Here is a 23,752-nt window from a genome sequence, read left to right as displayed (position 1 = left end):
TGGCCCGGCGCTACCGTTCTGCGCGCACGTGGGTAGCGCCGGGCCATGCCCGGCGACGCGTCACGCCAGGCGCTTCAGCTCCCACGCACGATGGATGCGCGCGTTGCGCTCGAAATCCGGGCCGATGGTGCTGGCGCTGATCTCGCGGCACTGGGCGAATTCAGCGATGGCGTTCTCTTCCAGCTTGAAGCGGCGGAAGTTGTTGGAGAAGTACAGCACGCCACCCGGCGCCAGTCGCGCGACGGCCGCACGCAGCATCTTCACCTGCTCGCGCTGTACGTCGAAGTCCTCGGCGCGGGCCGAGTTGGAGAACGTCGGCGGGTCGCAGAAGATCACGTCGTACTGGCCGCGATCGCCTTCCAGCCAGGCCATCGCATCGGCCTGCACCAGCAGGTGCTGATTGCCGCCCTGCCCGTTCAGGGCCAGGTTGTCGTAGCACCACTGCAGGTAGGTGGCCGACAGGTCGACGCTGGTGGTGCTGGCCGCACCGGCCACCGCCGCCTGCACGCTGGCCACGCCGGTGTAGCAGAACAGGTTGAGGAAGCGCTTGCCGCGCGCCTGCTCGGCCATCAGCCGGCGCAGCGGGCGATGGTCGAGGAACAGACCGGTATCGAGATAGTCGAACAGGTTCACCTGCAGCAGCGCGTTGTTCTCGCGCACCACGAGGAACTCCTCGCGCTGCTCGAAACGGCCGTACTTGCTGCCGCCCTTGCCACGTTCACGCGATTTCATCGATACCTGTTCCGGCGGCACACCGAACACCTCGCGCGCAGCGGCCAGCAGTTCATTGCGGCGGCGGCGCACGTCGTTCTCGGGAATCGCAGCGGGTGCAGCGTATTCCTGCACATGCAGGAACGTGCGGCGCTGGCCGCCATCTTCCTCGTACACGTCGATGGCCGCTGCGTATTCCGGCAGATCGGCATCGTAGGCGCGGAAACAGGTGATGCCTTCGCGCGCGCGCCAGCTCTTGAACTTCTTCAGGTTCTTGCGCAGGCGGTTGGCCACCATCTGCGCGCCTTCGCTCAGCTCGCGCACCTGTGCCGGGTCACGGCCCGGCACCGCGATCGGATCGCAGACGATCAGTGCGCATTCCAGCGCACCATTGAACATCTGGTACTTCTTGCCCGCACGCAGGCCGGTGGCGAAGGCCAGTTCGTCATTGCCGCACAGCAGGCTGGCGCGCCACTGCGGCACGGCCTTCTGCAGGGCATTGCCCAGCTTGCGGTACAGCGCCGGATCGGCGGCCAGGCGCTCGTCATACGGCGGGTTGCAGACCACCGCGCCGATCTCCTGCTCCGGGGTGGGGAGCTCAGCCACATCGGCGCGGGTGAAGCGGATGGCATGGGCGACGCCGGCAACTTCGGCGTTCTCGCGCGCGGCCTGGATCGCCACCGGGTCGATGTCGCTGCCGTGGATGACCGGCTTCAGCGCGGCAAGGCCGGCCGCTTCGCGATCACGCGCTTCGCTCTGGATGGTTTTCCAGGCGGCCTTGTCGAAGCCCAGCCAGCGGCTCGGCGGCAGGCTGCCATGGCGCATCAGGCCGGGGGCGACATCGGCCGCCATCAGCGCGCCTTCGATCAGCAGGGTGCCGCTGCCGCACATCGGGTCCAGCAGGCCGCCACCGGCAGCGTGCAGGCGCGGCCACTGCGCGCGCATCAGCAGCGCGGCAGCCAGGTTTTCCTTCAACGGCGCGTCATGCGCCGCACCGCGCCAGCCGCGGCGATGCAGCGGGCCGCCGCCGAGGTCGATCGACAGCGAGGCGCGGCCCTTGCGCAGCGACAGGTTGACGCGCACGTCCGGCAGGTCGGTGTTGACCGAAGGGCGCTCCAGCCCTTCGTCACGCATGCGGTCGACGATGGCGTCCTTGATCCGCTGCGCGGCGAAACGGGCATGGGTGATCTTGTCGCCGGACACATGCGCGTCCACCGCCAGGGTCATCTCCGGCTTGATGTGTTCGTGCCACGGCAGCGCACGCACGCCGTCGTACAGCGCCTGCTCGTCCGGGCATTCGAATTCGTCGATCGGCCACAGCACGCGGCTGGCCAGCCGCGACCACATCACGATCCGCAGCGCCTGCTCCAGTTCGCCATCGGCGTTGACGCCGGCGATGGTGGCGGTGGCCTTTTCCAGGCCCAGGGCCGACAGCTCATCGGCAAGCAGGTATTCCAGGCCCTTGGCGCAGGAGACAAAAAATTTCACGAGATCGGTTCGCAGGTGGTCAGGCACGGCAGGGGGCCGGGCCATTCGGAAGGGAGGGCCGTGGACACGGCCGGCAGGCCCGCGCCGGGGGCGGCGGGGCTGCCATTGTAGTCAAAGCGGGCGGGCGCGCCGTGCGCCCGGGCTTCACAGCTGCCGCAGCAGGCGCTCGAAGGCCTGCGCAGAGGCTTCCACGTGGTGCTCCAGGCGATGGCCATCGTCCACCAGCAGCAGCTGCGCCGAGCGCGCCTGCGCCCAGGCGATGACTCCGGCGGCCGGCACCACCTCGTCATGCCAGGCCTGCACCACCGTGGTCGGCACCGGCGCGGCATCCAGCGCCGGCATCGGGCCCATGGTGGTGGGCGGCACCATCAGGAACAGGCCGGCCACCGGCACCTGCAGCGAGGCGATGGCAGAGATGTAGGCGCCCAGGCTGGAGCCGGCCAGCACCACCGGCCCCTGCGCAGCGGCAGCGGCCGTGCGCTCGATCAGGCGTTGCAGGCGGGTGCGCACATCGCCAACGCGGCTGACCTGGCTCATCGCGTCCAGGTCGGTGTAATCGGGGCGCTCATGGGTCCAGCCCAGTCGCTCGGCGACTTCGGCCAGCGCGGTGACCTTGGTCGCCTCCGGGCCGCTCTCGAAGCCGTGGGACAGGATGCAGTGACCGCGGCTCATGCGTGCGCTCCCACGGAGCGGATCGACAGCAGAAGGGAAGGCAGTTTCATCCGGCAATGCTAGCATCGCCGCATGCCCAAACCGCTCCTGCCCGGCCTGCAGCTGCAGCCGTTGCCCTACCACGACCGCCTGCCACTGCGCGATCCATCCAGCCTGACGATGGTGGTGATCCACTGCACCGAACTGCCCGACCTGGCGACCGCCCGGGAGTACGGCGAGCGCGTGCTGTACGACAGCGGCGCAGGCAACAGCGGGCATTTCTACATCGACCGCGACGGCAGCGTGGTGCAGTACGTGGCGCCGGAGCGCATCGCCCACCACGTGCGCGGCATGAATGCCGATACCGTGGGCATCGAACTGGTCAATTCGGGGCGCTACCCGCACTGGCTCGACAGCCGCCACCAGGCGATGGACGAGCCGTACACCGAAGCGCAGCTGCTGGCGCTGGAACAGCTGCTGCAGGCACTGGTGGCTCGTTACCCGTCGCTGCGGCGGATTGCCGGACATGACCAGTTGGACCTGGAGCAGGTGCCGGCCAGTGACGACCCGGCGGTGACCGTGGCGCGCAAGCGTGATCCGGGCCCGTTGTTCCCGTGGGCGCGGGTGCTGGCGAAGGTGCCGTTGCAGGGGTTGGGATGATGGGCAGGGCTGCGCCCTGCACCCGCAGAGGCAACAGCCGAAGCAACAGCAAACGCTGGGTATCCGCGGGATGGCGGGGTGGGTCCCGCGGCTGTTGGTAGGTGTCGACCCTGGTCGACACGTAGATCCACGCCATGCGTGGATGAACGTCAAATCGACCAACCCGCTTTGCTCAGGCGCCGGTGGCGACCGGGCGGCTGCTGTCGCTGACCCAGCCACTCCATGAGTCCGCGTAGATGCGTGCGCCGGACAGGCCCGCGCTTTCCATCGCCAGCAGCAGGTGGCAGGCGGTCACGCCCGAGCCGCACATCAGCACCACGCGTTGCGGGTCCTGGTTGCCGATCACGCCCTGCAGCTCGGCACGCAGTTCCTGTGCATCGCGCAGGCGGCCGTCCAGCACGTTCAACGCAAACGGGCGATTGACCGCGCCCGGCACATGGCCGGCGACCGGGTCCAGCGGCTCCACCTCACCGCGGAACCGCTCGCCCGCGCGGGCATCGACCAGCCAGCCCGGTGCATGCTTGAGGCGTGATTCGATCTCGTCCGCGCTGGCAACCTGGCTGCCATCGAAGCGCCCCGGATACGCGGGCAACGCGGTGACCTCGCTGCTGCCGGTCGCCAGCGGCTGGCCGGCGGCCTGCCAGGCGGCGATGCCGCCGTCGAGTACGGCCACGTTCGCATGCCCGATCAGGCGCAGCAGCCACCACAGGCGCGCGGCGGCCATGCTGCCATCGCTGCCGTCATACACCACCACCTGCGTGTCGGTGCCGATGCCCCATTGCCCCACTCGTGCGGCGAACGCATCGCTGTCGGGCAACGGGTGGCGGCCATGGCCCACCCGCGTCAGATCGGACAGGTCGCGGTTGAGATCGGCATGCACTGCGCCGGGAATGTGTCCCTGCGCGTAGAGTCCGTTGCCCGCCTGCGGGTCGGCCAGCGATGCACGCGCGTCGACCACGCGCACGGTACTGGCGGTCGCGCGGGCATCGACCACGCGTACCCCATCGCCCAAGGCCGCAGCCAGGGTCGCAACATCGACAAGGGTGGTCCACGGCGGGTCGATCGGCTTCATTGCACTTGCTCCAGGCGGCGACGCAGGTTGTACAGGATGGCCGCGGTGGCGCCCCAGATGCGCTGGCCGGGCCAGCCATATTCAAGGACATGGCGGACGCGGCCACGATGGTTGATTTCTACCTGGCGCAGGTTGTCGGCGGCCATCAGATAGTCCAGCGGCACTTCGAACACCTCGGCCACTTCGCTGGGCTGCGGGACCGCCACGAAATCCGGATCGATCACTGCCACCACCGGGGTCACGCGATAGCCGGTGATGGTCACGAACGGATCGAGATATCCCAGTGCCTGCACCTGTGTCGGCGCCAACGCGATTTCTTCCTGGCTTTCGCGCAATGCGGCAGCCAGCGCATCGCGATCATCGGGCTCGGTACGGCCGCCGGGGAAGCCAACCTGGCCACCATGTTGCCGCAGGGTTTCGGTACGCCGGGTCAGGATCACCTGCGCACCGTTGGCGCGCGGCACGATGCCAGCCAGCACCGCCGCCTCGACCGGTGGGCCCGGAGGCAGCAAGTCATCCAGTTCACTGCGGTTCCAGCCGTCACCTGCCGGCGGTTCGGCCAGCGGATGCAGCGCGCGCAGCAGCCGCTCATGATCGGCCAACGACCCTCGCAGCGACTGCTGCAGCTGTTGGCGCAGGGGCAGCACACGCTGCAGGATGTGGCTGCGTTCACTGTCGCTCATCGACGACCACCGTGCGATTTCGTCGATATGCCGCCCGCACCCGGCGCAGAGCCGGTTGCGATCCAGCTTGCAGACGTTGATGCAGGGGCTTGCGACAGCACGCGCCGTTTCTTCCATTATTTGCACCGGTCAACAGTAGCGCGAATGGGCTGAATTTGGGATGGGCCCCGCACGGCTGCAGCGTGGTGCAGAAACAAAAACGCGCCGGTGGGTTCACCGGCGCGTTGATGTTGACGCTGTTTCTTCTTACTTGACGCTGATCAGCTTGATCTCGAACTGCACAGCCACGTTCGGCGGGAACGGGGTGCGCGGGTCGGCGCCGTAGGCCTGATCCGGCGGCAGCGAGACTTCCCACTTCGAGCCTGCCGGCATCTGCAGCAGGGTCTCACGCATGGCCTTCATTTCGACTTCGCTGACCTTGATCGACGGAATCTGCTGAGCCGGACGGGCTTCGGTCGGGCGCTGGCCGTACGGGAACGGACCGGCCACTTCCAGCTGCACGGTGCTGGCCTGGGTCGGCTTGGCACCCTTGCCGGCTTCGATCACACGGTACTGAACGCCGCTCGGCAGGGTCTGCACGCCCGCCTTTGCCTTGTTCTGCGCCATGAACTGATCGCTCTTGGTCTTGTTTTCGGCAGCAGCCTTTTCGTACTCGGCCTTGGCGGCCTGGGCACGGCCCTGCTCGCGCTTCTGGAACGCTTCAACGGCCGGCTTCAGCTGCTCGGCGGTAATGGCCGGCTGCTTCTTGGCGTAGGCGTCCTGCAGGCCCTTCACCACCGAGTTGATGTCCAGCTGCTCACCGCGACCGGTCAGCTCCGCCAGATTGTTGCCGTAGTCGTAACCGAAGTAGTAGCTCAGCTTGCCCTTCTCGGACGCGATGTCCTGGGCGAAGGCATTGCCCGTCAGGGCCAGGGCCGCGACGGCGACCGCGATAGAACGCAACTTCATCAAACAGTTCTCCAGGGGTGGTAACTCAGGGACGTTCTGCGCCGCCCTGAGGCGACGGGTTAGGATAACGGCCACAACGTGTAACCGCTACTCACCACGCAGGCTATGACCTGTCTGCGTTTACAGAGTTCAATCTCACTTTTTTTTAACGTTCCAGGAGTTTCCCGTGGTCGAGGCCCCCGCTCCCCACCCGGTCGACGTCAGCGATGATGGCGCCGTCCGCACCATTACCGTGCAACGCCCGGACAAGCTCAACGCCCTCAATGCCGCCACCCTGCAGGCCCTGGCCGAGGCGTTTGGCGACGCCGCCGCCGACCCGGCGGTACGGGTGGTGGTGCTGACCGGGGCTGGCCCCAAGGCGTTCGTGGCCGGGGCCGACATCGCGGAAATGAACACCTTGAGCGCGGTTCAGGGACGTGATTTCTCCCTGCTCGGCCAGGCCCTGATGCGCCGCATCGAACGCATGCCCAAGCCGGTGATCGCCCGGGTGAACGGATTTGCGCTGGGCGGCGGGCTGGAACTGGCCATGGCCTGCCATCTGCGCATCGCCGCCGATTCGGCCAAAGTCGGCCAGCCGGAGATCAACCTCGGCCTGATTCCCGGCTTCGGCGGCAGCCAGCGCCTGCTGCGCCTGTGTGGCCGTGCGGCCACGCTGGAACTGTGCCTGCTGGGCACCCCGATCGACTCCGCACGCGCGCTGGCCCTGGGCATCGTCAACGAAGTGGTGCCCGCCACCGAGCTCGACGCCCGCGTGCAGGCCCTGGCCCGGCAGCTGGCACAGTCGGCGCCGCTGGCGCTGCGTGGCCTGCTCGACGCGGTGCACGTGGGCGGCGAATGCAGCCTGGAAGCCGGCCTGGAATACGAAAGTGCGCAGTTCGGCCTGCTGTTCGCCACCGAGGACATGCGCGAAGGCACCAGCGCCTTCCTGCAGCGCCGCCCCCCCGCCTTCCAGAACCGCTGACGCCATGGCATCCCGACCCAACCCCGTGCTGCTGTTCGCCCGGGTCCAGGCAGACGATCCCGATGGTGCGCTGCAGGCTGGACTGATGGACTACGTGGTGCGGCCTGGCGATGAGCGGCTGCTGCCCGATCATCCGGACCTGCCCGACCGCCTGTGCCAGATGCAGTTGCAACTGCAGCGTGCATGGGCGGCGCGCGAACGCTTCCGCGCACGCGCCGTGCGCCTGGCCCGCCGCGAGGCCGAGCGTGATGCGCGCCGGACGCCCGCGCCGGCACCGGACGTCAAACCCGCCCTGCCTGCCGCCGCGGCCGCCATCCTCGCCCGGGCCAAGGCCCGCGCCGCCGGCAAGGAGCAGTAATGGCGACCGCGAAGAAGACCGCGCGCGCACCTGCGCGCCGCGGCGGTACGATGCCGCGTGCCGACGTGGTGGAAATGTTCACCCGCCTGCGCGAGCTCAACCCGCATCCGAAGACCGAGCTGGAATACAGCTCGCCGTTCGAACTGCTGGTGGCGGTCGCGCTGTCTGCACAGGCCACCGACGTCGGCGTCAACAAGGCCACCCGACGCCTGTTCCCGGTTGCCAACACGCCGGCGAAGATCCTCGCGCTGGGCGAAGAGGGACTGAAGAAGTACATCGCCACCATCGGTCTGTTCAACGCCAAGGCGAAGAACGTGATCGCCACCTGCGCGCTGCTTCTTGAGAAGCACGGTGGCGAAGTGCCACGCGATCGCGACGCACTGGAAGCCCTGCCCGGTGTCGGCCGCAAGACCGCCAACGTGGTGCTCAACACCGCCTTCGGCGAACCGGTGATGGCGGTGGACACGCACATCTTCCGTGTCGCCAACCGCACTGGACTTGCGCCCGGAAAGAACGTGCGCGAAGTCGAAGATCGACTGGTCAAAGCGATTCCCGCCGAGTTCCTGCTCGACGCGCACCACTGGCTGATCCTGCACGGCCGGTACGTGTGCAAAGCGCGCAAACCGGATTGCCCGGGCTGCGTGATTGCCGACCTGTGCCGGTTCAAGGACAAGACCCCCGCGGAGTGACGGCGCCATCCACGCATGGCGTGGATCTACTGCAACCGGGGCGCAATCCGCGCGTCATACGTAACCGGTTTCAATGGCAGGCCCAGCCGTGACGGGGCCTGCGGCGGATCGCCGCCGTGCGCGAACTGTCACATTTACGCAATCTTCACGTTTTAGCCTGCGCGCATCTTCCCACCTGCCTGCAAGGCTCCTCTCCATGAAACTGCATCACCAGCTCCTGACGATCGCCGTGGCTGCTGCGCTGTACGTGCCGGCCGCCCACGCCGAAGTCGCCATCGATGTGATCGGCGGTTCGGAAATCACCTTCGAAGGCCTGGTCCAGGCCGACGGCAACTGGTACGACAATGACGTCGTGGACCTCAACGGCGGTGACGCCGGCAACGGCAAGAACAGCGAATTCGAACTGCGTCGCGCCGAGCTGGTGCTGAAGGGCAAGGGCCCGGGCAACGTGGAATGGGTCGTGGGCTACGACGCCAAGGCCGACAAGTTCCTCGACACCAACGTGAAGTACAAGCTGCTGGGCAACGCCAACCACTTCATCCAGGTCGGCCAGTTCAAGCAGCCCAACAGCCTGGAAGAACTGTCCAGCACCAAGAACAACGACTTCATCTCCAAGGCTGCGGTCACCAACACCTACGCTGTCGCCCGTCGCCTGGGCGGTGCCTACAGCTACGGCCAGGACAACTGGTCGGTCACCGCCAGCGCCTTCGGCCGCGAACTGACCCGCAACCTGGCCCACGGCAGCGGCTACGGCGCACGTGGCACCTGGGCCCCGATCAACGAGAAGGGCCAGGTCCTGCACTTCGGCCTGAGCTACGTCGACTACGACACCGACGCAGACACCCTGCGCGTCCGTGCCCGCCCGAACGCCGACCTGGCCACCGCGCGCCTGGTCGATGGCGGCAACATGACCGACACCGACCGCGTCAGCACCATCGGCGCCGAAGCGATGTACTTCCAGGGCCCGTTCAAGGCGCAGGCCGAGTACTACACCAGCAAGGCCAAGCGTTACGCCCATGACAACTACACCACCGACGGCTACTACGTCAGCGGCGTGTGGAATGTCACCGGCGAAAGCTGGAGCTACAAGGGTGGCACTCCGGGTACCGGCCTGCCGAACAACCCGGCCGGCGGCCAGTGGCAGCTGGGCGTGCGCTATGACCACATGGATCTGAACGACGGCAACCTCGCCGCCAATCCGGTGGCCGGCCGTCCGCCGATCGTCGATGGCGTGCTCGGCGGCAAGATGGACATCTGGACCGTCGGCGCGAACTGGTACTGGCGCTCGAACTTCAAGCTGATGCTCAACTACGTGATGGTCGACAGCAAGAAGTACAGCTCGACCGCCCGCGGCTTCGTCAACGACGATCCGAACATCCTGGAAGCCCGCGCGCAGTTCTTCTGGTAATACCGGAAGCACGCGTTCGAACGAAGGCACGGCCCAGGCCGTGCCTTCGTCGTTGTGGGCAGGCGGTGGCCGCGCGATGATGCCCTGCCCTGTCGACAAGGACCTTCGGGATGCCTTCTTCGCTCCGCCTGCGCCGCCTGCTTGGCGGTGTCCTGCTCGCTGCCCTGCCCGCCACTGCGTTCGCCTGTGACGATGCGGATGCCGTGCGCGAGGCCGCGTATCGGCAGTTGCCGGCCGGCGCCCTGTCGGTCACGGCACGTTTCACCGATGCGGACAGCACGGCCTGCCGCGCGTGGCCCGCACAGCCCGGCACGACCCTGCTGGCCGTCGCGCAATGGACCGCCCCTGCCTCGGAAGACGTGCGCGGTGGCGACCTGGACCTGTTGCTGGTCGATACCGCCAGTGGCCAGCCGCTGGCCTGGACCCGCGTGGCCGACGCGGTCAGCAGTGATGCGCTGCGCTTTACCGGACTTCGCCTGGACACGGCACGCTGGCAGTTGGACCCCGCCACCCGCGCGTTCGGCGTGCGCATGGACTACAGCGGCAGCTCAGGCCCCAACCCGTTCGCGCAGACCGAACTGCAGTTGTTCGTACGCGAGGGCCGGCAGTTGCGCCGGGTGCTTGCCCCGCTGGCCGTCAGTGGCAGTCGCGGCGAATGGGATACGCGTTGCGCCGGCGAGTTCAGCCGCTTCGAGCGCACGCTGGAGATGGGCAGTGCCAATGCCGCTGGCCTGGCGCCGATCGTGGTGCGCGAAAAACGCACCGATACGATCAGCGTCGCCGCCGGTGACGACTGCCATGCCACCGACACGACGGCACCCGTACAGCGCTGGACACTGCAGCCCCGCGACGGTCGCTATGCCGTTCCGGAGGCGCTGCGCGGGCTCTGAAGGGCGGGCTTGGGCACCGCCATGACGGCTGTCACGTTCGCGTCATATGACAGACGCGGGCGTGTCATGGAACCGTTATGGAATGTGCACCGAAACGTCGGGCAGCCGCCCCTCGACCACCCCAGGAGTCTCTCCCGTGATCCACGCCTTCAAGTCGCGCGCCGCCGTCGCCATTCTGGCCGCGTCGTCCGTGTTCGCCGCCAACGCCGCCGATGTCACCGGCGCGGGCGCCTCGTTCATCTACCCGGTGATGTCCAAGTGGTCGGCCGACTACAGCACCGCCACCGGCAAGAAGGTCAACTACCAGTCGATCGGTTCCGGCGGTGGTATCGCCCAGATCAAGGCAGCGACCGTGGACTTCGGTTCATCCGACGCGCCGCTGAAGCCGGAAGAGCTGGCTGCCGCCGGCCTGGCCCAGTTCCCGTCGGTGATCGGTGGCGTGGTGCCGGTGATCAATGTTGCTGGCGTCGCCCCCGGCGCGCTGAAGCTTGACGGCCCGACCTTGGCCAACATCTTCCTGGGCAAGATCACCACCTGGAACGACCCGGCCATCGCCGCCCTCAACAGTGGCCTGACCCTGCCCAGCGGCAAGATCACGATCGTTCATCGTTCGGACGGCTCGGGCACCACCTTCAACTTCGTCAACTACCTGTCCAAGGTCAGCCCGGAGTGGAAGAGCAAGGTCGGTGAAGGCACTTCGGTACAGTGGCCGGCCGGCATCGGCGGCAAGGGCAACGAAGGCGTTGCTGCCTACGTGAAGCAGATCAAGGGCGGCATCGGCTATGTCGAACTGTCCTACGCGCTGCAGAACAAGATGTCCTACGCGGCGATGAAGAACGCGGCCGGCAAGATCGTGCAGCCGTCGGATGCCTCGTTCTCGGCCGCTGCGGCCAGCGCCGACTGGGCCAACGCCCGTGACTTCTACCTGGTGATGACCAACGCCCCGGGCGCTGATGCATGGCCGATCACCGCCACCAACTTCATCCTGGTGCGCAAGCAGCCGAAGAACGTAGCGGGCGCCAAGGCCACGCAGGAGTTCTTCCGCTGGGTCTACAAGAATGGCGATGCGCAGGCCAAGCAGCTGGACTACGTGCCGCTGCCGGACGCGCTGGTGCGCCAGATCGAGACCTACTGGACGCAGAACCTGAAGTATTGAGTTCGTTGCAAGGCGTTCCCCCGCAGGAACGGGGCCGGCGGGTCCTCTCTCCCCCGCCGGCCCCACCGGGCGCTGGATCCTTCGGGGCCCGGCGCTCTTCTTTTTTGCAGGGTTGTCTGTTGCGGTTGGTCATGAAAGGCGCTGCGCCTCCTCGAATGTGGCATAGCGGCGATGGGCCGGGCTGCGCAGGACACGCCGCAAGTACCTCCTTGCAGGCTCGGCCCAACGCCGCCTGATGGTTCATCGGGGGCGCGGTGGGGTCATGGGAGGCAAGGAGCGGGGGCAACGGTTGCCCGGCCCTCCGCCACGCTGGGGACCGCGCAGAAGCGCAGTTGGCGTCGTCAGCCGACCCGGCAGCCAACCGTGAATCCCGCGAAACCCTTGCCAGAACGTGATCCAGGACACCTCTGTCATGGACGTCATACGGCTGTAACAAAAACATCATTTCATAGCCGCATCCGCCGACACCGTCGGCTCTACCCCGCTATGGAGTGACCATGAAACTGCACTCGGCCAGCCTTGCCGCCCTTTCCCTGGCCATCGCCCTGGGCCTGTCTGCCTGCGGTGGCGACAAGCAGGCCGCACAGCAGCCAGCCGCTGACGGCGCCGCTGCTCCGGCCGCTGCCGGCGACAAGGTGACCGCTGAGGTCTCCGGTGCCGGCGCCTCCTTCATCTTCCCGCTGGTGTCCAAGTGGTCGGCCGACTACAACACCGCCACCGGCGCGAAGATCAACTACCAGTCGATCGGTTCCGGTGGTGGCATCGCCCAGATCAAGGCCGGCACCGTTGATTTCGGTTCGTCCGACAAGCCGCTGAGCAGCGACGAGCTGGCCCAGGCCGGCCTGGCCCAGTTCCCGTCGGCCATCGGCGGCGTGGTGCCGGTGGTCAACATCGACGGCCTGGAAGCCGGCAAGCTGCGCCTCAGTGGCGCCCTGCTCGCCGACATCTTCCTGGGCAAGGTCAAGACCTGGAACGACCCGGCCATCGTCGCCGCCAACCCGGGCGTGACCCTGCCGGACGGCAAGATCACCATCGTCCACCGTTCGGATGGTTCGGGCACCACCTTCAACTTCTCCAACTACCTGTCCAAGGTCAGCCCGGAGTGGAAGAGCAAGGTCGGCGAAGGCACCTCGGTGCAGTGGCCGGACGGCGTGGGTGGCAAGGGCAATGAAGGCGTTGCTTCCTACGTGAAGCAGATCAAGGGCTCGATCGGCTACGTCGAACTGGCCTATGCCCTGCAGAACGCGATGCCGTACACCTCGCTGCAGAACGCGGCCGGCACCTGGGTGCAGCCGAACGCTGAAACCTTCGCCGCCGCTGCCGCCAGCGCCGACTGGGCCAGCGCCAAGGACTTCAACCTGGTCATCACCAACGCCCCGGGCGAGCAGGCGTGGCCGATCACCGCCACCAACTTCATGCTGATGCAGAAGAAGCCGAAGGATGCCAAGCGCAACCAGGATGCGCTGGCCTTCTTCAAATGGGCCTTCGAAAGCGGCCAGACCCAGGCCAACGAACTGCACTACGTGCCGCTGCCGGCCGAGCTGGTCAAGCAGATCGAAGCCTACTGGGCGACCGAACTGAAGTGATGGACCCGACGGTGCCCGCCACGTGCGGGCACCGTCTCCTGCACATCGTGCTGCCCCGCCCCTTCCTGGCCCTGCCGTCCCCATGAATGCCATCGCCCAGCCTGTAGCCGCCCCGTCCACGCGTGACACGCGTGATGCCCGCAACGACAAACTGTTCCGATGGGTGCTGGTCGGCACCGTCATCTTCGTCCTGATCGCGCTGGCCTGCGCCGCACTGTCGATGCTGTGGGGCGGTCGCCATGCCCTGCAGGTGCAGGGCCTGAGCTTCTTCTTCTCCTCCGACTGGAATCCGGTCGAAAACAAGTTCGGCGCCCTCGCCCCGATCTACGGCACCCTGGTCACCGCGCTGATCGCGATGGTCATCGCCGTACCGGTCAGCTTCGGCATCGCCTTCTTCCTCACCGAAGTGGCACCGCGCTGGCTGCGTGGTCCGGTCGGCACCGCCATCGAACTGCTGGCGGGCATTCCCTCGATCATCTACGGCATGTGGGGCCTGTTCGTGCTGGTGCCGGTGATGACCGAGTACGTCACCCCGTTCCTCAACGAAACCCTGGGCGAATGGCCGATCATCGGCCCGGTGTTCCAGGGCCCGCCGCTGGGCATCGGCATGCTCACCGCCGGCTTCGTGCTGGCGATCATGGTCATCCCGTTCATCTCCTCGGTGATGCGCGAAGTGTTCCTGACCGTGCCGACCCGCCTGAAGGAATCGGCCTACGCGCTGGGCTCCACCAAGTGGGAAGTGAGCTGGGACATCGTGCTGCCCTACACCCGCTCGGCGGTGATCGGTGGCGTGTTCCTCGGCCTCGGCCGCGCACTGGGCGAGACGATGGCGGTGGCCTTCGTGATCGGCAACAGCGTGCGCCTGTCGCCGTCGCTGCTGGAACCGGGCACCACCATCGCCGCACTGATCGCCAACGACTTCGGCGAAGCCACTGAAACCTACCGCTCGGCGTTGCTGCTGCTCGGCTTCGTCCTCTTCATCGTCACCTTCGTGGTGCTCGCCATCGCCCGCCTGATGCTGATGCGCCTGTCCCGCAAGGAGGGCAACTGATGTCCAGCACCGCTGACTCCCTGTACCTGCGCCGCCGCATCGGCAATGTCATCGCCATCGCGATGTCCTGCGCCACCGCGCTGTTCGGCCTGTTCTTCCTCGGCTGGATCCTGTTCACCCTGGCCTCCAAGGGCCTGGCCGGCATCAACCTGGATCTGTTCACCAAGATGACACCGCCGCCGATGCAGGAAGGCGGCCTGGCCAACGCCTTCTTCGGCAGTGCGGTGATGTGTGCGCTGGCAATCGGCATCGGCACCCCGCTGGGTGTGCTGGCCGGCACCTGGCTGGCCGAGTACGGCAACGCCCGCAAGGCCGGCACCGTGGTCCGCTTCGTCAACGACATCCTGCTGTCGGCCCCGTCCATCGTGCTGGGCCTGTTCGTCTACACCCTGTACGTGATGCAGACCGGCGGCAGCTTCTCCGCCTTCGCCGGTGCACTGTCGCTGGCCTTCATCGTGCTGCCGGTGGTGGTGCGTACCACCGACGAGATGCTGCGCCTGGTGCCTTCGCAGATGCGCGAAGCCGCGCTTTCGCTGGGCATTCCGCAGTGGAAGGTGATTGTGCAGGTGCTGTACCGCAGTGCCTCGGCCGGCATCATCACCGGCATCCTGCTGGCGCTGGCCCGCATTTCCGGCGAGACCGCACCGCTGCTGTTCACCGCCTTCGGCAACCAGTACTGGAACAGCAACGTGTTCCAGCCGATGGCCTCGGTGCCGGTGGTGATGAACCAGTTCGCCGGCAGCCCGTACGAATCCTGGCAGGTGCTGGCCTGGGCCGGCGCGCTGGTGCTGACCGTGTTCGTGCTGCTGGTCAGCCTCTCTGCGCGCGGCATCCTGCTGCGCAACCGTATCTCCCATGACTGACCTTTCCGTGGATACCGCCATGAACGACCTTTCCAACGCCGTGCCGATGCAGCGCATCGTCGTGCCGGCCTCGCACGAGAACCTGCACGCTCCGGCCCCGGTCAAGCTCGCCGCGCGTGGACTGGACTTCTACTACGACAAGTTCCACGCCCTGAAGGGCATCAACCTGGAGATCCCGGAAAAGCGCGTGACCGCGCTGATCGGTCCCTCCGGTTGCGGCAAGTCGACCCTGCTGCGCATCTTCAACCGCATCTACGCGCTGTATCCGAAGCTGGAAGCGCGCGGTGAGGTGATCCTCGACGGCGAGAACATCCTGTCGCCGAAGTACCCGATGAACCGCCTGCGCAGCAAGGTCGGCATGGTGTTCCAGAAGCCGGTGCCGTTCCCGATGACCATCTTCGAGAACGTGGCCTACGGCATCCGCCACCACGAGAAGCTGTCCAAGGCGGACATGGCCGACCGTGTCGAGCACGCGCTGCGCCAGGGCGCGCTGTGGGACGAAGTGAAGGACAAGCTCAACCAGAGCGCGCTGGGTCTGTCCGGTGGCCAGCAGCAGCGTCTGTGCATCGCCCGTGCGGTGGCACTGCGCCCGTCGGTGCTGCTGCTGGACGAGCCGACCTCGGCGCTGGACCCGATTTCCACCAGCCGCATCGAGCAGCTGGTGGAAGAGCTCAAGCACGAGTACACCATCGTGATCGTCACCCACAACATGCAGCAGGCCGCGCGCGTGTCCGATTACACCGCCTTCATGTACCTGGGCGACCTGATCGAACACGACCGCACCGAAGTGATCTTCTCGCAGCCGTCCAAGCAGCAGACCGAGGATTACATCACCGGCCGGTTCGGCTGATCGGCGCTGACGCTTCGTCACCTGTCCCAGCCAGGCCTGCCTGGCTCTACCTGGATTGCAGAACATGAACCTTCCCAACGACCACATCGTCAAAAGCTACGACGAAGAGCAGCAGCGCCTGGTGGCCGAGATCGTGCGCATGGGCGAGATGGCCGTCGCCCAGCTGGAGGCGTCGATGGACGTCATCGAAAAGCGCGATGAGAACGCCGCCCATCGCATCATCGCCAACGACGAAGCGATCGATTCGCTGGAACAGCAGATCAGCCACGACGTGATGCGCCTGGCGCTGCGTGGCCCGATGGCCCGCGACCTGCGCGAGATCCTCGCCGGCCTGCGCATTCCGGCCGATATCGAACGCATCGGCGACTACGCGGCCAACGTCGCCAAGCGCTCGATCGCGCTGGGCAAGGTGCCGCCGCTGCCGCAGATCCAGGGCCTGCGCGCCCTCGGCCGCCTGGCCGCACAGCAGGTCCGCCGCGCCATCGCCGCCTACCGCGACAACGACGCCGATGCCGCGCTGGAACTGCGCGAGGACGACGCCCGCCTGGATGCGCAGTACACCGCGCTGTTCCGCGAGCTGCTGACCTACATGATGGAAGACCCGCGCAACATCACCCCGTGCACCCACCTGCTGTTCATGGCCAAGAACCTGGAGCGCGTGGGCGACCATGCCACCAACATCGCCGAGAACGTGTGGTTCCTGGTGCACGGCGAACAGCCGCTGCCGCCGCGCCAGAAGCGCGACGAGACCTCCAGCGCGGGCGATATCTGATACTGCACTGCAACACCGGATTCGACTCCAGGGTGGCCGCTGTCCTCGTGACAGCGGCCTTTTTGTTGGCGCTGCAATACTTCTCACGAAAATTTGAATTCCCGGCGAGGATTCGTTGAGTAGGATCGCTGCACCATCGCTTCACCACGGGCACCCGCCCACCACCCAGGAGCACGACCGATGAGCACCTCCAACAAGACGCTGTCCCTGCTGACCGCCACCGCCCTGGCCGCAGGCCTCGGCATGACCGCCTCCGCCTCGGCCCTGAGCATGACCGACCTCGCCCAGGGCTACCTGGTGGCCGGCCAGGCGGCCAAGGCCACCGACGCGAAGGCGACCGATGCAAAATCCGCCGATGCGGCCAAGCATGCCGAAGGCAAGTGTGGCGCCGACGGCAAGAGTGCTGAAGGCAAGTGCGGCGGCGACAAGGGCAAGGCAGCGGCCGGTGCGGACACCAAGGCCAAGACCGGCGGTGACAAGAAGTCGGCCGAAGGCAAGTGCGGCGAAGGCAAGTGCGGTGGCAAGCACTGACGTCCGCGCCGGCGTCGTCCACCCGCGGTCGCCGCTTCCTGCGGCGGCCGTGGGCCTGGGCCTGCGCCGTGCCCTGCTGCAGGACCTGCGCGGTGCACCGGCCGGCGATTTCGATTTCCTCGAATGCGCGCCGGAGAACTGGATCGGTGTCGGTGGTCCCGCGGGAGACGCGTTGGCCGAACTGGCGGCGCGCCATCCGCTGAGCTGCCACGGCCTGTCGTTGTCGTTGGGCGGCAGTGCGCCCCTGGATACCCAGCTGCTGGCGCAGGTGGGTGCGTTTCTGCACCAGCATCAAGTGCCGCTGTACAGCGAACACCTGAGCTACTGCAGCGACGAGGGCCACCTCTACGACCTGCTGCCGATTCCATTCACCGATGAAGCGGTACGCCACACCGCTGCCCGCATCGCGCGGGTGCAGGACATTCTCGGCCGCCGCATCGCCGTGGAAAACGTGTCGTACTACCTGGCGCCGGACCCGACGATGGACGAACTGGCCTTCACCACTGCCGTGCTGGCCGAGGCCGACTGCGACCTGCTGCTGGACGTCAACAACGTCTACGTCAATGCCTGCAACCACGGCTACGACGCCGATGCCTTCATCGCCGGCCTGCCCGCACAACGCATCGTCTGCCTGCACGTGGCCGGGCACCTGGACGAGGCGCCGGACCTGAAGATCGACACCCACGGCAGCCCGGTGATCGACCCGGTATGGGACCTGCTGGCACGCACCTACGCCCGCATCGGCCCACGCCCTACCCTGCTCGAACGCGACTTCAATTTCCCGCCCTACGCCGAGCTGCGGGGCGAACTGCAGACCATCCACCGCCTGCAGGCCGCGCATGCCGAAGCCGCCCATGGCTGACGCCCCCGAACGCCTGCGTGCGCAGCAGCACGCGTTCACCGCGCACCTGCGCGACCCGGCGCAGGTACCGGCGCCGCCCGGCATGGACCCACGTCGGGTGGCCGTGTACGAACGCCTGCTGTTCAATAATCTGCTGGGATTGTTGAGCAATGGCTTCCCGGTCTGCGTGCGCCTGCTGGGCGAACCGGACTGGAGTGCACTGGTGCGCCACTATTTCGCCAGCCACCATTGCCACACTCCGTTGTTCACCGAACTGGCTGCCGAGTTCGTGCAGTGGCTGCAGGTGCAGCCGGAGCTGCCGCATCCGGCGCTTGCCGAACTGGCCCACTACGAGTGGGTGGAGACCGCGCTGTACCAGCTGCAGGCCGATCCGCTGCCGGAACCGGGCAACATCGATCCGCTGCAGGTGCCGCTGCGCCGCTCACCGCTGGCCTGGCCGCTGCTGTACCGCTGGCCGGTGCATCAGCTGGGTAGCGAAGATGCACCGTCGCAACCACCGGCAGAGCCCACCGGCCTGCTGGTGCGGCGCGACGCTGATGGCGCGGTGCGATTTGCCACCCTGACCAGCCTCGCAGTGCATCTGCTGACCCTGATCGGCGAGTCCCCCGGCACCACCGGCCAACAACAGCTGCAGCAACTGGCCGCCCTGCACCACCTCGATCCTGGGACATTGGCCGCCCCTGGCGCGCACCTGCTGCAGCAGTTCCTGCGTGCTGGCGTGATCGGTCCGCTCCCCGCTTCACCCTGACGCCCCTTCCAGGAGATACACCGATGAAGACCCCGACCCTGGCCGCCGCACGCGGCCAGCTGGACCGTTTCGCCCCGTGGTTGGCCCCGCTTGGCCTGCGCCTGCTGCTTGCCTGGGAATTCTTCGAATCCGGGCGCGAGAAGCTGCACGGGCAGAACTGGTTCGCCGATCTGCAGGATGCTTTCCCGTTTCCGTTCGACCAGCTGCCCGCTGCGCTGAACTGGCAATTGGCCACCTGGTTCGAACTGGTGGGCGCAGCGTGCCTGCTGTTGGGCTTCGGCACTCGCGTTGCCGCCGCCAGCCTGCTGGTGCTGACGGCTGTGGCAACGTACGCGGTGCACTGGCCGGCCGAATGGAGCTCGCTGGGCGATCTGGCGATGGGCTATGCGATCAGCGATCAGGGCTTTGGCAACTTCAAACTGCCGCTGCTGTTCATGGCGATGCTGTTGCCGCTGCTGTTCACCGGTGCTGGGCGCCTGAGCGTGGATGCGGTGCTGGCGCGGTGGTGTCCGTCGGGCCCCACGGCGCGGCCTGCGCTCCGGTAGACGCCGTCCTTGGTCGGCGCGCAGGGTGCCAACCAAGGTTGGCACCTACCTGGATCCCGGGCGCTCAGGGTCGGCGCACGTCGCGCGGTCCGGTAGATGCCGACCTTGGTCGGCGCGCAGGGTGCCAACCAAGGCTGGCACCTACCGGGATCCCGGGCGCTCAGGGTCGCTCTGCTAGAATCCGTACATGACCGACCCCACTTCCGCACCTGCCGCCCTCCCTGTTTCCGACGTACCCCAGGCGCAGCGCGCGATGTCACAACGCTTCCGCGGCTTCCTGCCGGTGGTGGTGGATGTTGAAACCGGCGGCTTCGACAGCCAGCGCAACGCGCTGCTGGAAATCGCCGCCGTGCCGATCGAGATGGACGAGAACGGCCTGCTCTACCCTGGCCAGACCGCCAGCGCCCATGTGGTGCCGGCCGAGGGGCTGGAGATCGACCCGAAGTCGCTGGAAGTGACCGGCATCATCCTCGACCACCCGTTCCGGCTGGCCAAGGAAGAGAAGGCGGCGTTGGACCACGTCTTCACTCCGGTGCGTGCAGCGATGAAGAAGTACGGCTGCCAGCGCGCGATCCTGGTCGGCCACAACGCGCATTTCGATCTCGGCTTCGTCAACGCCGCAGTGGCCCGTACCGGGCACAAGCGCAACCCGTTCCACCCCTTCAGCGTGTTCGACACGGTCACCTTGGCGGGCATTGCCTATGGCCAGACGGTGCTGGCACGCGCAGCCACGGCGGCCGGGCTGGGCTGGGACGCCAACGAGGCGCACAGCGCGGTGTATGACACCGAGCAGACGGCGCGGTTGTTCTGCACGATCGCCAACGCCTGGCCGCGGTGAAGCAGCCAACGGCGGAGCCCCTCGTGGCGGGCTGACAGCGATTCCTGGGCAGGCCGGGCGGGTGGACTGCGCAGGGGACGCTGCAAGTACATCCCTGTAAGCTCGGTCGCCGCATCCATGCGGCTCACGCCCCTGCGCAGCCCACCCGCCCGGCCACGGACAGTTTCCCGGGCGCCACGGAAAGATCAGAAAAGCGGGAGCAACAGCGGGTCGCTGCGCTCGATGGGTCCTGCCGGCTAGGGCTGTGGTGAGTCACCTTTTTGGTGGGTGCCGACCGTTGGTCGGCACGCCGATTGGTACGGCAATGCCAGTAGATCCACGCCATGCGTGGATGCTTTGCAGTGGATCAACCGATGCTCGTGCGATCCCGGCCGTCACTCTTCGCACGGTACAACGCGCGGTCGGCGCGCTGGTACAGCAGTGCCGGGGTGCGGTCGTCGCCGTCCAGTTCCACCAGGCCGGCGCTGAAGGTCACCCGCAGGCCGGGGATGCCGGCCCAGTCCGGGTGGTCATGGAACAGGCCACGCAGGCGCGCGCACAGCTGCGCCGCCTCCTCCAGCCGGGTGTCATTGAGCAGCAGCGCGAATTCTTCGCCGCCGGTGCGTGCCGGCAGATCCGAATCGCGGCTGGCGGCGGCGATCACCTGGGCCACTTCCACCAGTACCGCATCACCGATGCTGTGGCTGTGCTGGTCGTTGACGTCCTTGAAGTGGTCGATGTCCAGCACCACCAGGCACAGCGGATGGCCGCTGCGCTGGGCGCGGGCGAAGTCGCGGGCCAGCGCCTCGTCGAAGCCACGACGGTTGGCCAGCCGGGTCAGCGCGTCTTCGCGGGCCTGCCGTTCGAACGCCTCGGCCTGCCGCGCCAGGCGCTCGGCCAGCTCGGTCTTCTCCTGGTTCAGCGCCTGCAGGTGCACGGTCTGCGCCTGCAGGTCGAAGGTGGCCTCGTCCACGCGCCGTGCCAGGCGCAGGTTGCTGGCCTTGTACTGCTGCAGCAGGAAGCGGTACAGCGCCACCAGCGCGGACAGCAGCACAAGCCCGATCAGCGCCTGCACGCTGTGCCGCTGCCACCAGAACGGCTCGACAGTAAAGCTCCACACCGCTTCCTGATGCCCCCAACTGCCACCCGGGTGCGCGGCGGCCACGTGCAGCGTGTAATCACCCGGCGGCAGGCCGACGAATTCCACGCTGCGCTGCGGGCCACGTTCCACCCAGCCGTTGTCCAGCCCCTCCAGCCGTGTGCGGTAGCGGATGCGGTCGGACATCAGGTAGCTCAGGCCCACGTAGCTCACCGCAAGCCGTCGCCCACCGGGAATCAGGTTGCGCTCGGGGCCTTCCCAGTGCACCGGCGCACCGTCGACCTGTACGTTCTCGATTGCCGCAGGCGGTGCGGGACGTTCACGGAAACGCTGCAGCCGCTGCGGATCGACCGTGCTCAAGCCGCCGGCGGTCACCACCCAGAACGTGCCGTCCTGGCGCAGGATCGCCGAGGGACCGGAGCTGCCGTTGGCCTGCGCATTGGCCATGCCATCGATTTCGTTGTAACGCTCCACCGTGACCCGCGGCGCGCGTCCGTCGGCCACGGCGTTGAGCGTGGCCATGTCGGTGCGCAGTACTCCGCGGTTGCTGCTGATCCACACGTTGCCCAGTCGGTCGGGCACCAGCTGGAACACCGCGTCCACCGGCATGCCCTGCTCCAGGCCCACCCGTGCCAGCGTCCCCGCCTGCCAGCGGTACAGCCCACGGTCACTGCTGATCCACATCGCATCGCCGATCTGGTGGAAGCCGAACACGCTGCGCCCCCCGCCCAGCGGCGCCAGGTCGATCGACTGCACCCGGTCACCGCGCAGCACGCGGACGCCTTCAATGGTGCCGATCCACAGATTTCCCTGGTGATCGTGTTCCAGCGCGGTGGTCAGGCCTCCCGGCATGCCAGCAACGGTGGGCACGGTTACCTGGTCACCCTCGATGCGGACCACGCCCTTCTGCGTCCCCGCCCAGACCACGCCGTCAGGCGCGATGCTGATCGCACGGATGTTGCCGCCAGGCAGGCCATCGGCCGCCGCGTAGTTGTGGCGAAGCCGTCCATCGGCGTGCAAGCGGTAGATGCCGTCGCCGAAGGTGCCCACCCACAGATCGCCGCCGGCATCCTGCGCCAGGCTCAGCACCGAAGGCGCCTTGCCACCGCGGTTGTGCAGCGGTATCGCACGGAATCGACCGTCGGCGGTCTGCAGGTCCAGGCCGCTGGCGCTGCCCACCCACAGGTGGCGGTCCCGGTCTTCGAGCACCGTGCGCACGTAGTCGCCGCTGAGGCCATCGCGTTCGGTGTAACTGCTGAACAGGGTTTCGCGCAGGCGGTACAGGCCGCCATTGGCACCCACCCAGATGCTGCCCTCGGCGTCTTCGCGCAGGCTGACCACGCGCCCGCCGGGCAGGTTCAGACCCGCCGGCAGGCGCTCCAGGCCATGTGCCGAGATGCGCAGCAGCCCTTGGTTCTCGGTGCCCAGCCACAGGTCGCCATGGCGGTCCTGCAGCATGGCGGTCAAATGCAGCTGGCCAGGCAGCCGGTGCACCAGCACCAGGCGATCATCCTCCACCCGGTACAGGCGCTCGCCCGCGACGATCCACAGCGTGCCATCGGGTGCGCGATAGGGCCACGACAGGCCCTTGTCCACGCCCCACGCTGCTGGCGCGCGCTGCAGTACGCCGGCGGTGTCGCGCAGCACCAGGCCGTCGAGGGTGCCGATCCAGACCCGGTCCTGCGCGTCGACCGCCATCTTGGTGAAACTCATCGCCAACGGCAGGTCCGGCGGCGGGCGCTGGTAGACGATGCCCTTGTCCGGGGTCAGATAGCCAATGCCCTTGCCCTCGTACAACAGCCACAGGCGCCCTTGGCTGTCCATCTGCATGGACTGGATCAGCACCTGCGGCGTATCCGGTTGATGTTCCCAGACCCGCCACTGGCCGTCGCTGCCGCGGTGGCTGACATTGCCGCGCGAATCGCTGATCCACAGACCGCCCTGCGGGTCGACCAGCAGCGCGCCGATGCCGTTGTCGCGCAGCCCCGGCCGGGTGCTGCGGTCGAACACGGTGAAATCCAGGCCGTTGTAGCGCACCAGGCCTTCCCAGGTGGCGAACCACAGGTGGCCTTCCGGGGTCTGCGCGATGTCGCGCAGCGAGTTGTGCGGCAGACCATTGCGCGAGGTCCACACGTCGATGGCGTAGTCGCGCAACGGCGGCGCGCCACTCTGCGCGGCCAGTGGCGTGGCAATCGCCAGCAACAGCCACAGCACACCCACCCGCAGCAGGCGACCGATGTTCTCCGCGTGGCGCCCCGCCCGGCGCCTGCCCGCCCCCTGTCCGCCCATCAGCGCAGCGGCGGCGGCCAGCTGCGGATGCCGGTGGCGGCAGCAGACGCGAACAGGGACAGCC

Annotated in this window: 23 protein-coding genes; 17 read left to right on the top strand and 6 right to left on the bottom strand. The window is 67.4% G+C overall.

Annotated features, from left to right (window positions below; translation table 11 throughout):
• Positions 1–60: 60 nt before the first annotated feature.
• Positions 61–2,199 carry a bifunctional 23S rRNA (guanine(2069)-N(7))-methyltransferase RlmK/23S rRNA (guanine(2445)-N(2))-methyltransferase RlmL gene (gene rlmKL / locus CLM74_RS07550; protein WP_105164958.1) on the bottom strand — a complete coding sequence of 713 codons (2,139 nt, stop codon included), beginning with the start codon at positions 2,197–2,199 and terminating at the stop codon, positions 61–63.
• 144 nt (positions 2,200–2,343) lie between these two features.
• Complete coding sequence (locus CLM74_RS07545) at positions 2,344–2,871, bottom strand: alpha/beta hydrolase (protein WP_025875362.1); 528 nt, start codon at positions 2,869–2,871, stop codon at positions 2,344–2,346.
• 72 nt (positions 2,872–2,943) lie between these two features.
• On the opposite strand from CLM74_RS07545, the gene CLM74_RS07540 reads away from it, so the two are divergent.
• A complete protein-coding gene (locus CLM74_RS07540) occupies positions 2,944–3,510 on the top strand; it encodes an N-acetylmuramoyl-L-alanine amidase (RefSeq protein ID WP_059063635.1) in 567 nt (188 codons plus the stop codon).
• Positions 3,511–3,682: 172 nt separating this feature from the next.
• Here the strand turns inward: CLM74_RS07540 and CLM74_RS07535 are convergent, their stop codons facing one another.
• From CLM74_RS07535 to CLM74_RS07525, 3 genes are all read right to left on the bottom strand, one after another.
• Entirely contained in the window at positions 3,683–4,582 is a 900-nt protein-coding gene (locus CLM74_RS07535; RefSeq protein WP_105163778.1) for a sulfurtransferase, read from the bottom strand.
• Complete coding sequence (locus tag CLM74_RS07530; RefSeq protein ID WP_025875365.1) at positions 4,579–5,382, bottom strand: CoA pyrophosphatase; 804 nt, start codon at positions 5,380–5,382, stop codon at positions 4,579–4,581. Before CLM74_RS07530 ends, CLM74_RS07535 begins: the two co-directional genes overlap by 4 nt.
• A gap of 129 nt (positions 5,383–5,511) precedes the next feature.
• On the bottom strand, positions 5,512–6,213 hold the full coding sequence (locus CLM74_RS07525; RefSeq protein WP_025875366.1) for an FKBP-type peptidyl-prolyl cis-trans isomerase N-terminal domain-containing protein: 702 nt from the start codon (positions 6,211–6,213) through the stop codon (positions 5,512–5,514).
• A gap of 166 nt (positions 6,214–6,379) precedes the next feature.
• On the opposite strand from CLM74_RS07525, the gene CLM74_RS07520 reads away from it, so the two are divergent.
• The 16 genes from CLM74_RS07520 (at position 6,380) to rnt (ending at position 20,321) form a co-directional block, all read left to right on the top strand.
• Positions 6,380–7,174 (top strand): enoyl-CoA hydratase-related protein, encoded by a 795-nt coding sequence (locus CLM74_RS07520; protein ID WP_105163777.1) that lies wholly within the window; start codon positions 6,380–6,382, stop codon positions 7,172–7,174.
• 4 nt (positions 7,175–7,178) lie between these two features.
• A complete protein-coding gene (locus tag CLM74_RS07515; RefSeq protein WP_033830735.1) occupies positions 7,179–7,532 on the top strand; it encodes a hypothetical protein in 354 nt (117 codons plus the stop codon).
• A complete protein-coding gene (gene nth, locus CLM74_RS07510; RefSeq protein WP_025875369.1) occupies positions 7,532–8,221 on the top strand; it encodes an endonuclease III in 690 nt (229 codons plus the stop codon). Before CLM74_RS07515 ends, nth begins: the two co-directional genes overlap by 1 nt.
• 196 nt (positions 8,222–8,417) lie before the next feature.
• Positions 8,418–9,629, top strand: coding sequence for an OprO/OprP family phosphate-selective porin (locus CLM74_RS07505; protein WP_025875370.1), 1,212 nt, complete (start codon positions 8,418–8,420; stop codon positions 9,627–9,629).
• A 110-nt stretch (positions 9,630–9,739) separates the two neighbouring features.
• The gene (locus CLM74_RS07500; protein WP_059063630.1) at positions 9,740–10,519 is read left to right on the top strand and encodes a hypothetical protein; all 780 of its coding nucleotides are present in this window, start codon (positions 9,740–9,742) and stop codon (positions 10,517–10,519) included.
• Positions 10,520–10,655: 136 nt separating this feature from the next.
• On the top strand, positions 10,656–11,675 hold the full coding sequence (pstS, locus tag CLM74_RS07495) for a phosphate ABC transporter substrate-binding protein PstS (protein ID WP_025875374.1): 1,020 nt from the start codon (positions 10,656–10,658) through the stop codon (positions 11,673–11,675).
• A 497-nt stretch (positions 11,676–12,172) separates the two neighbouring features.
• Positions 12,173–13,261, top strand: coding sequence for a phosphate ABC transporter substrate-binding protein PstS (gene pstS, locus CLM74_RS07490; protein WP_025875376.1), 1,089 nt, complete (start codon positions 12,173–12,175; stop codon positions 13,259–13,261).
• 82 nt (positions 13,262–13,343) lie between these two features.
• A complete protein-coding gene (gene pstC, locus CLM74_RS07485; protein WP_033830733.1) occupies positions 13,344–14,312 on the top strand; it encodes a phosphate ABC transporter permease subunit PstC in 969 nt (322 codons plus the stop codon).
• Entirely contained in the window at positions 14,312–15,175 is an 864-nt protein-coding gene (pstA, locus tag CLM74_RS07480) for a phosphate ABC transporter permease PstA (protein WP_032951813.1), read from the top strand. The genes pstC and pstA overlap by 1 nt, the downstream gene beginning before the upstream one ends.
• Before the next feature lie 19 nt (positions 15,176–15,194).
• The gene (gene pstB, locus CLM74_RS07475; protein ID WP_025875381.1) at positions 15,195–16,025 is read left to right on the top strand and encodes a phosphate ABC transporter ATP-binding protein PstB; all 831 of its coding nucleotides are present in this window, start codon (positions 15,195–15,197) and stop codon (positions 16,023–16,025) included.
• A 64-nt stretch (positions 16,026–16,089) separates the two neighbouring features.
• Positions 16,090–16,797: a phosphate signaling complex protein PhoU gene (gene phoU / locus CLM74_RS07470; RefSeq protein WP_025875384.1), complete on the top strand. Its 708-nt coding sequence runs from the start codon at positions 16,090–16,092 to the stop codon at positions 16,795–16,797.
• Between the two features lie 180 nt (positions 16,798–16,977).
• The gene (locus CLM74_RS07465; protein WP_025875386.1) at positions 16,978–17,328 is read left to right on the top strand and encodes a hypothetical protein; all 351 of its coding nucleotides are present in this window, start codon (positions 16,978–16,980) and stop codon (positions 17,326–17,328) included.
• On the top strand, positions 17,315–18,190 hold the full coding sequence (locus tag CLM74_RS07460; protein WP_105163776.1) for a DUF692 domain-containing protein: 876 nt from the start codon (positions 17,315–17,317) through the stop codon (positions 18,188–18,190). The genes CLM74_RS07465 and CLM74_RS07460 overlap by 14 nt, the downstream gene beginning before the upstream one ends.
• The gene (locus tag CLM74_RS07455; protein WP_105164957.1) at positions 18,183–18,938 is read left to right on the top strand and encodes a putative DNA-binding domain-containing protein; all 756 of its coding nucleotides are present in this window, start codon (positions 18,183–18,185) and stop codon (positions 18,936–18,938) included. The genes CLM74_RS07460 and CLM74_RS07455 overlap by 8 nt, the downstream gene beginning before the upstream one ends.
• A gap of 23 nt (positions 18,939–18,961) precedes the next feature.
• Positions 18,962–19,483 (top strand): DoxX family protein, encoded by a 522-nt coding sequence (locus tag CLM74_RS07450; RefSeq protein WP_105163775.1) that lies wholly within the window; start codon positions 18,962–18,964, stop codon positions 19,481–19,483.
• 253 nt (positions 19,484–19,736) lie between these two features.
• Positions 19,737–20,321, top strand: coding sequence for a ribonuclease T (gene rnt / locus CLM74_RS07445; protein ID WP_032951815.1), 585 nt, complete (start codon positions 19,737–19,739; stop codon positions 20,319–20,321).
• A 346-nt stretch (positions 20,322–20,667) separates the two neighbouring features.
• On the opposite strand, the gene CLM74_RS07440 is transcribed toward rnt, so the two are convergent.
• Positions 20,668–23,688: a ligand-binding sensor domain-containing diguanylate cyclase gene (locus tag CLM74_RS07440; protein ID WP_105163774.1), complete on the bottom strand. Its 3,021-nt coding sequence runs from the start codon at positions 23,686–23,688 to the stop codon at positions 20,668–20,670.
• Positions 23,689–23,752 lie beyond the last annotated feature (64 nt).

Origin of the sequence: Stenotrophomonas sp. MYb57 (genome assembly GCF_002966815.1) — a bacterium.
Taxonomy (GTDB): domain Bacteria; phylum Pseudomonadota; class Gammaproteobacteria; order Xanthomonadales; family Xanthomonadaceae; genus Stenotrophomonas; species Stenotrophomonas indicatrix.
The sequence above is the reverse complement of the archived record's forward strand: the minus strand, read 5'-3'. Positions and strand labels throughout refer to the sequence as shown.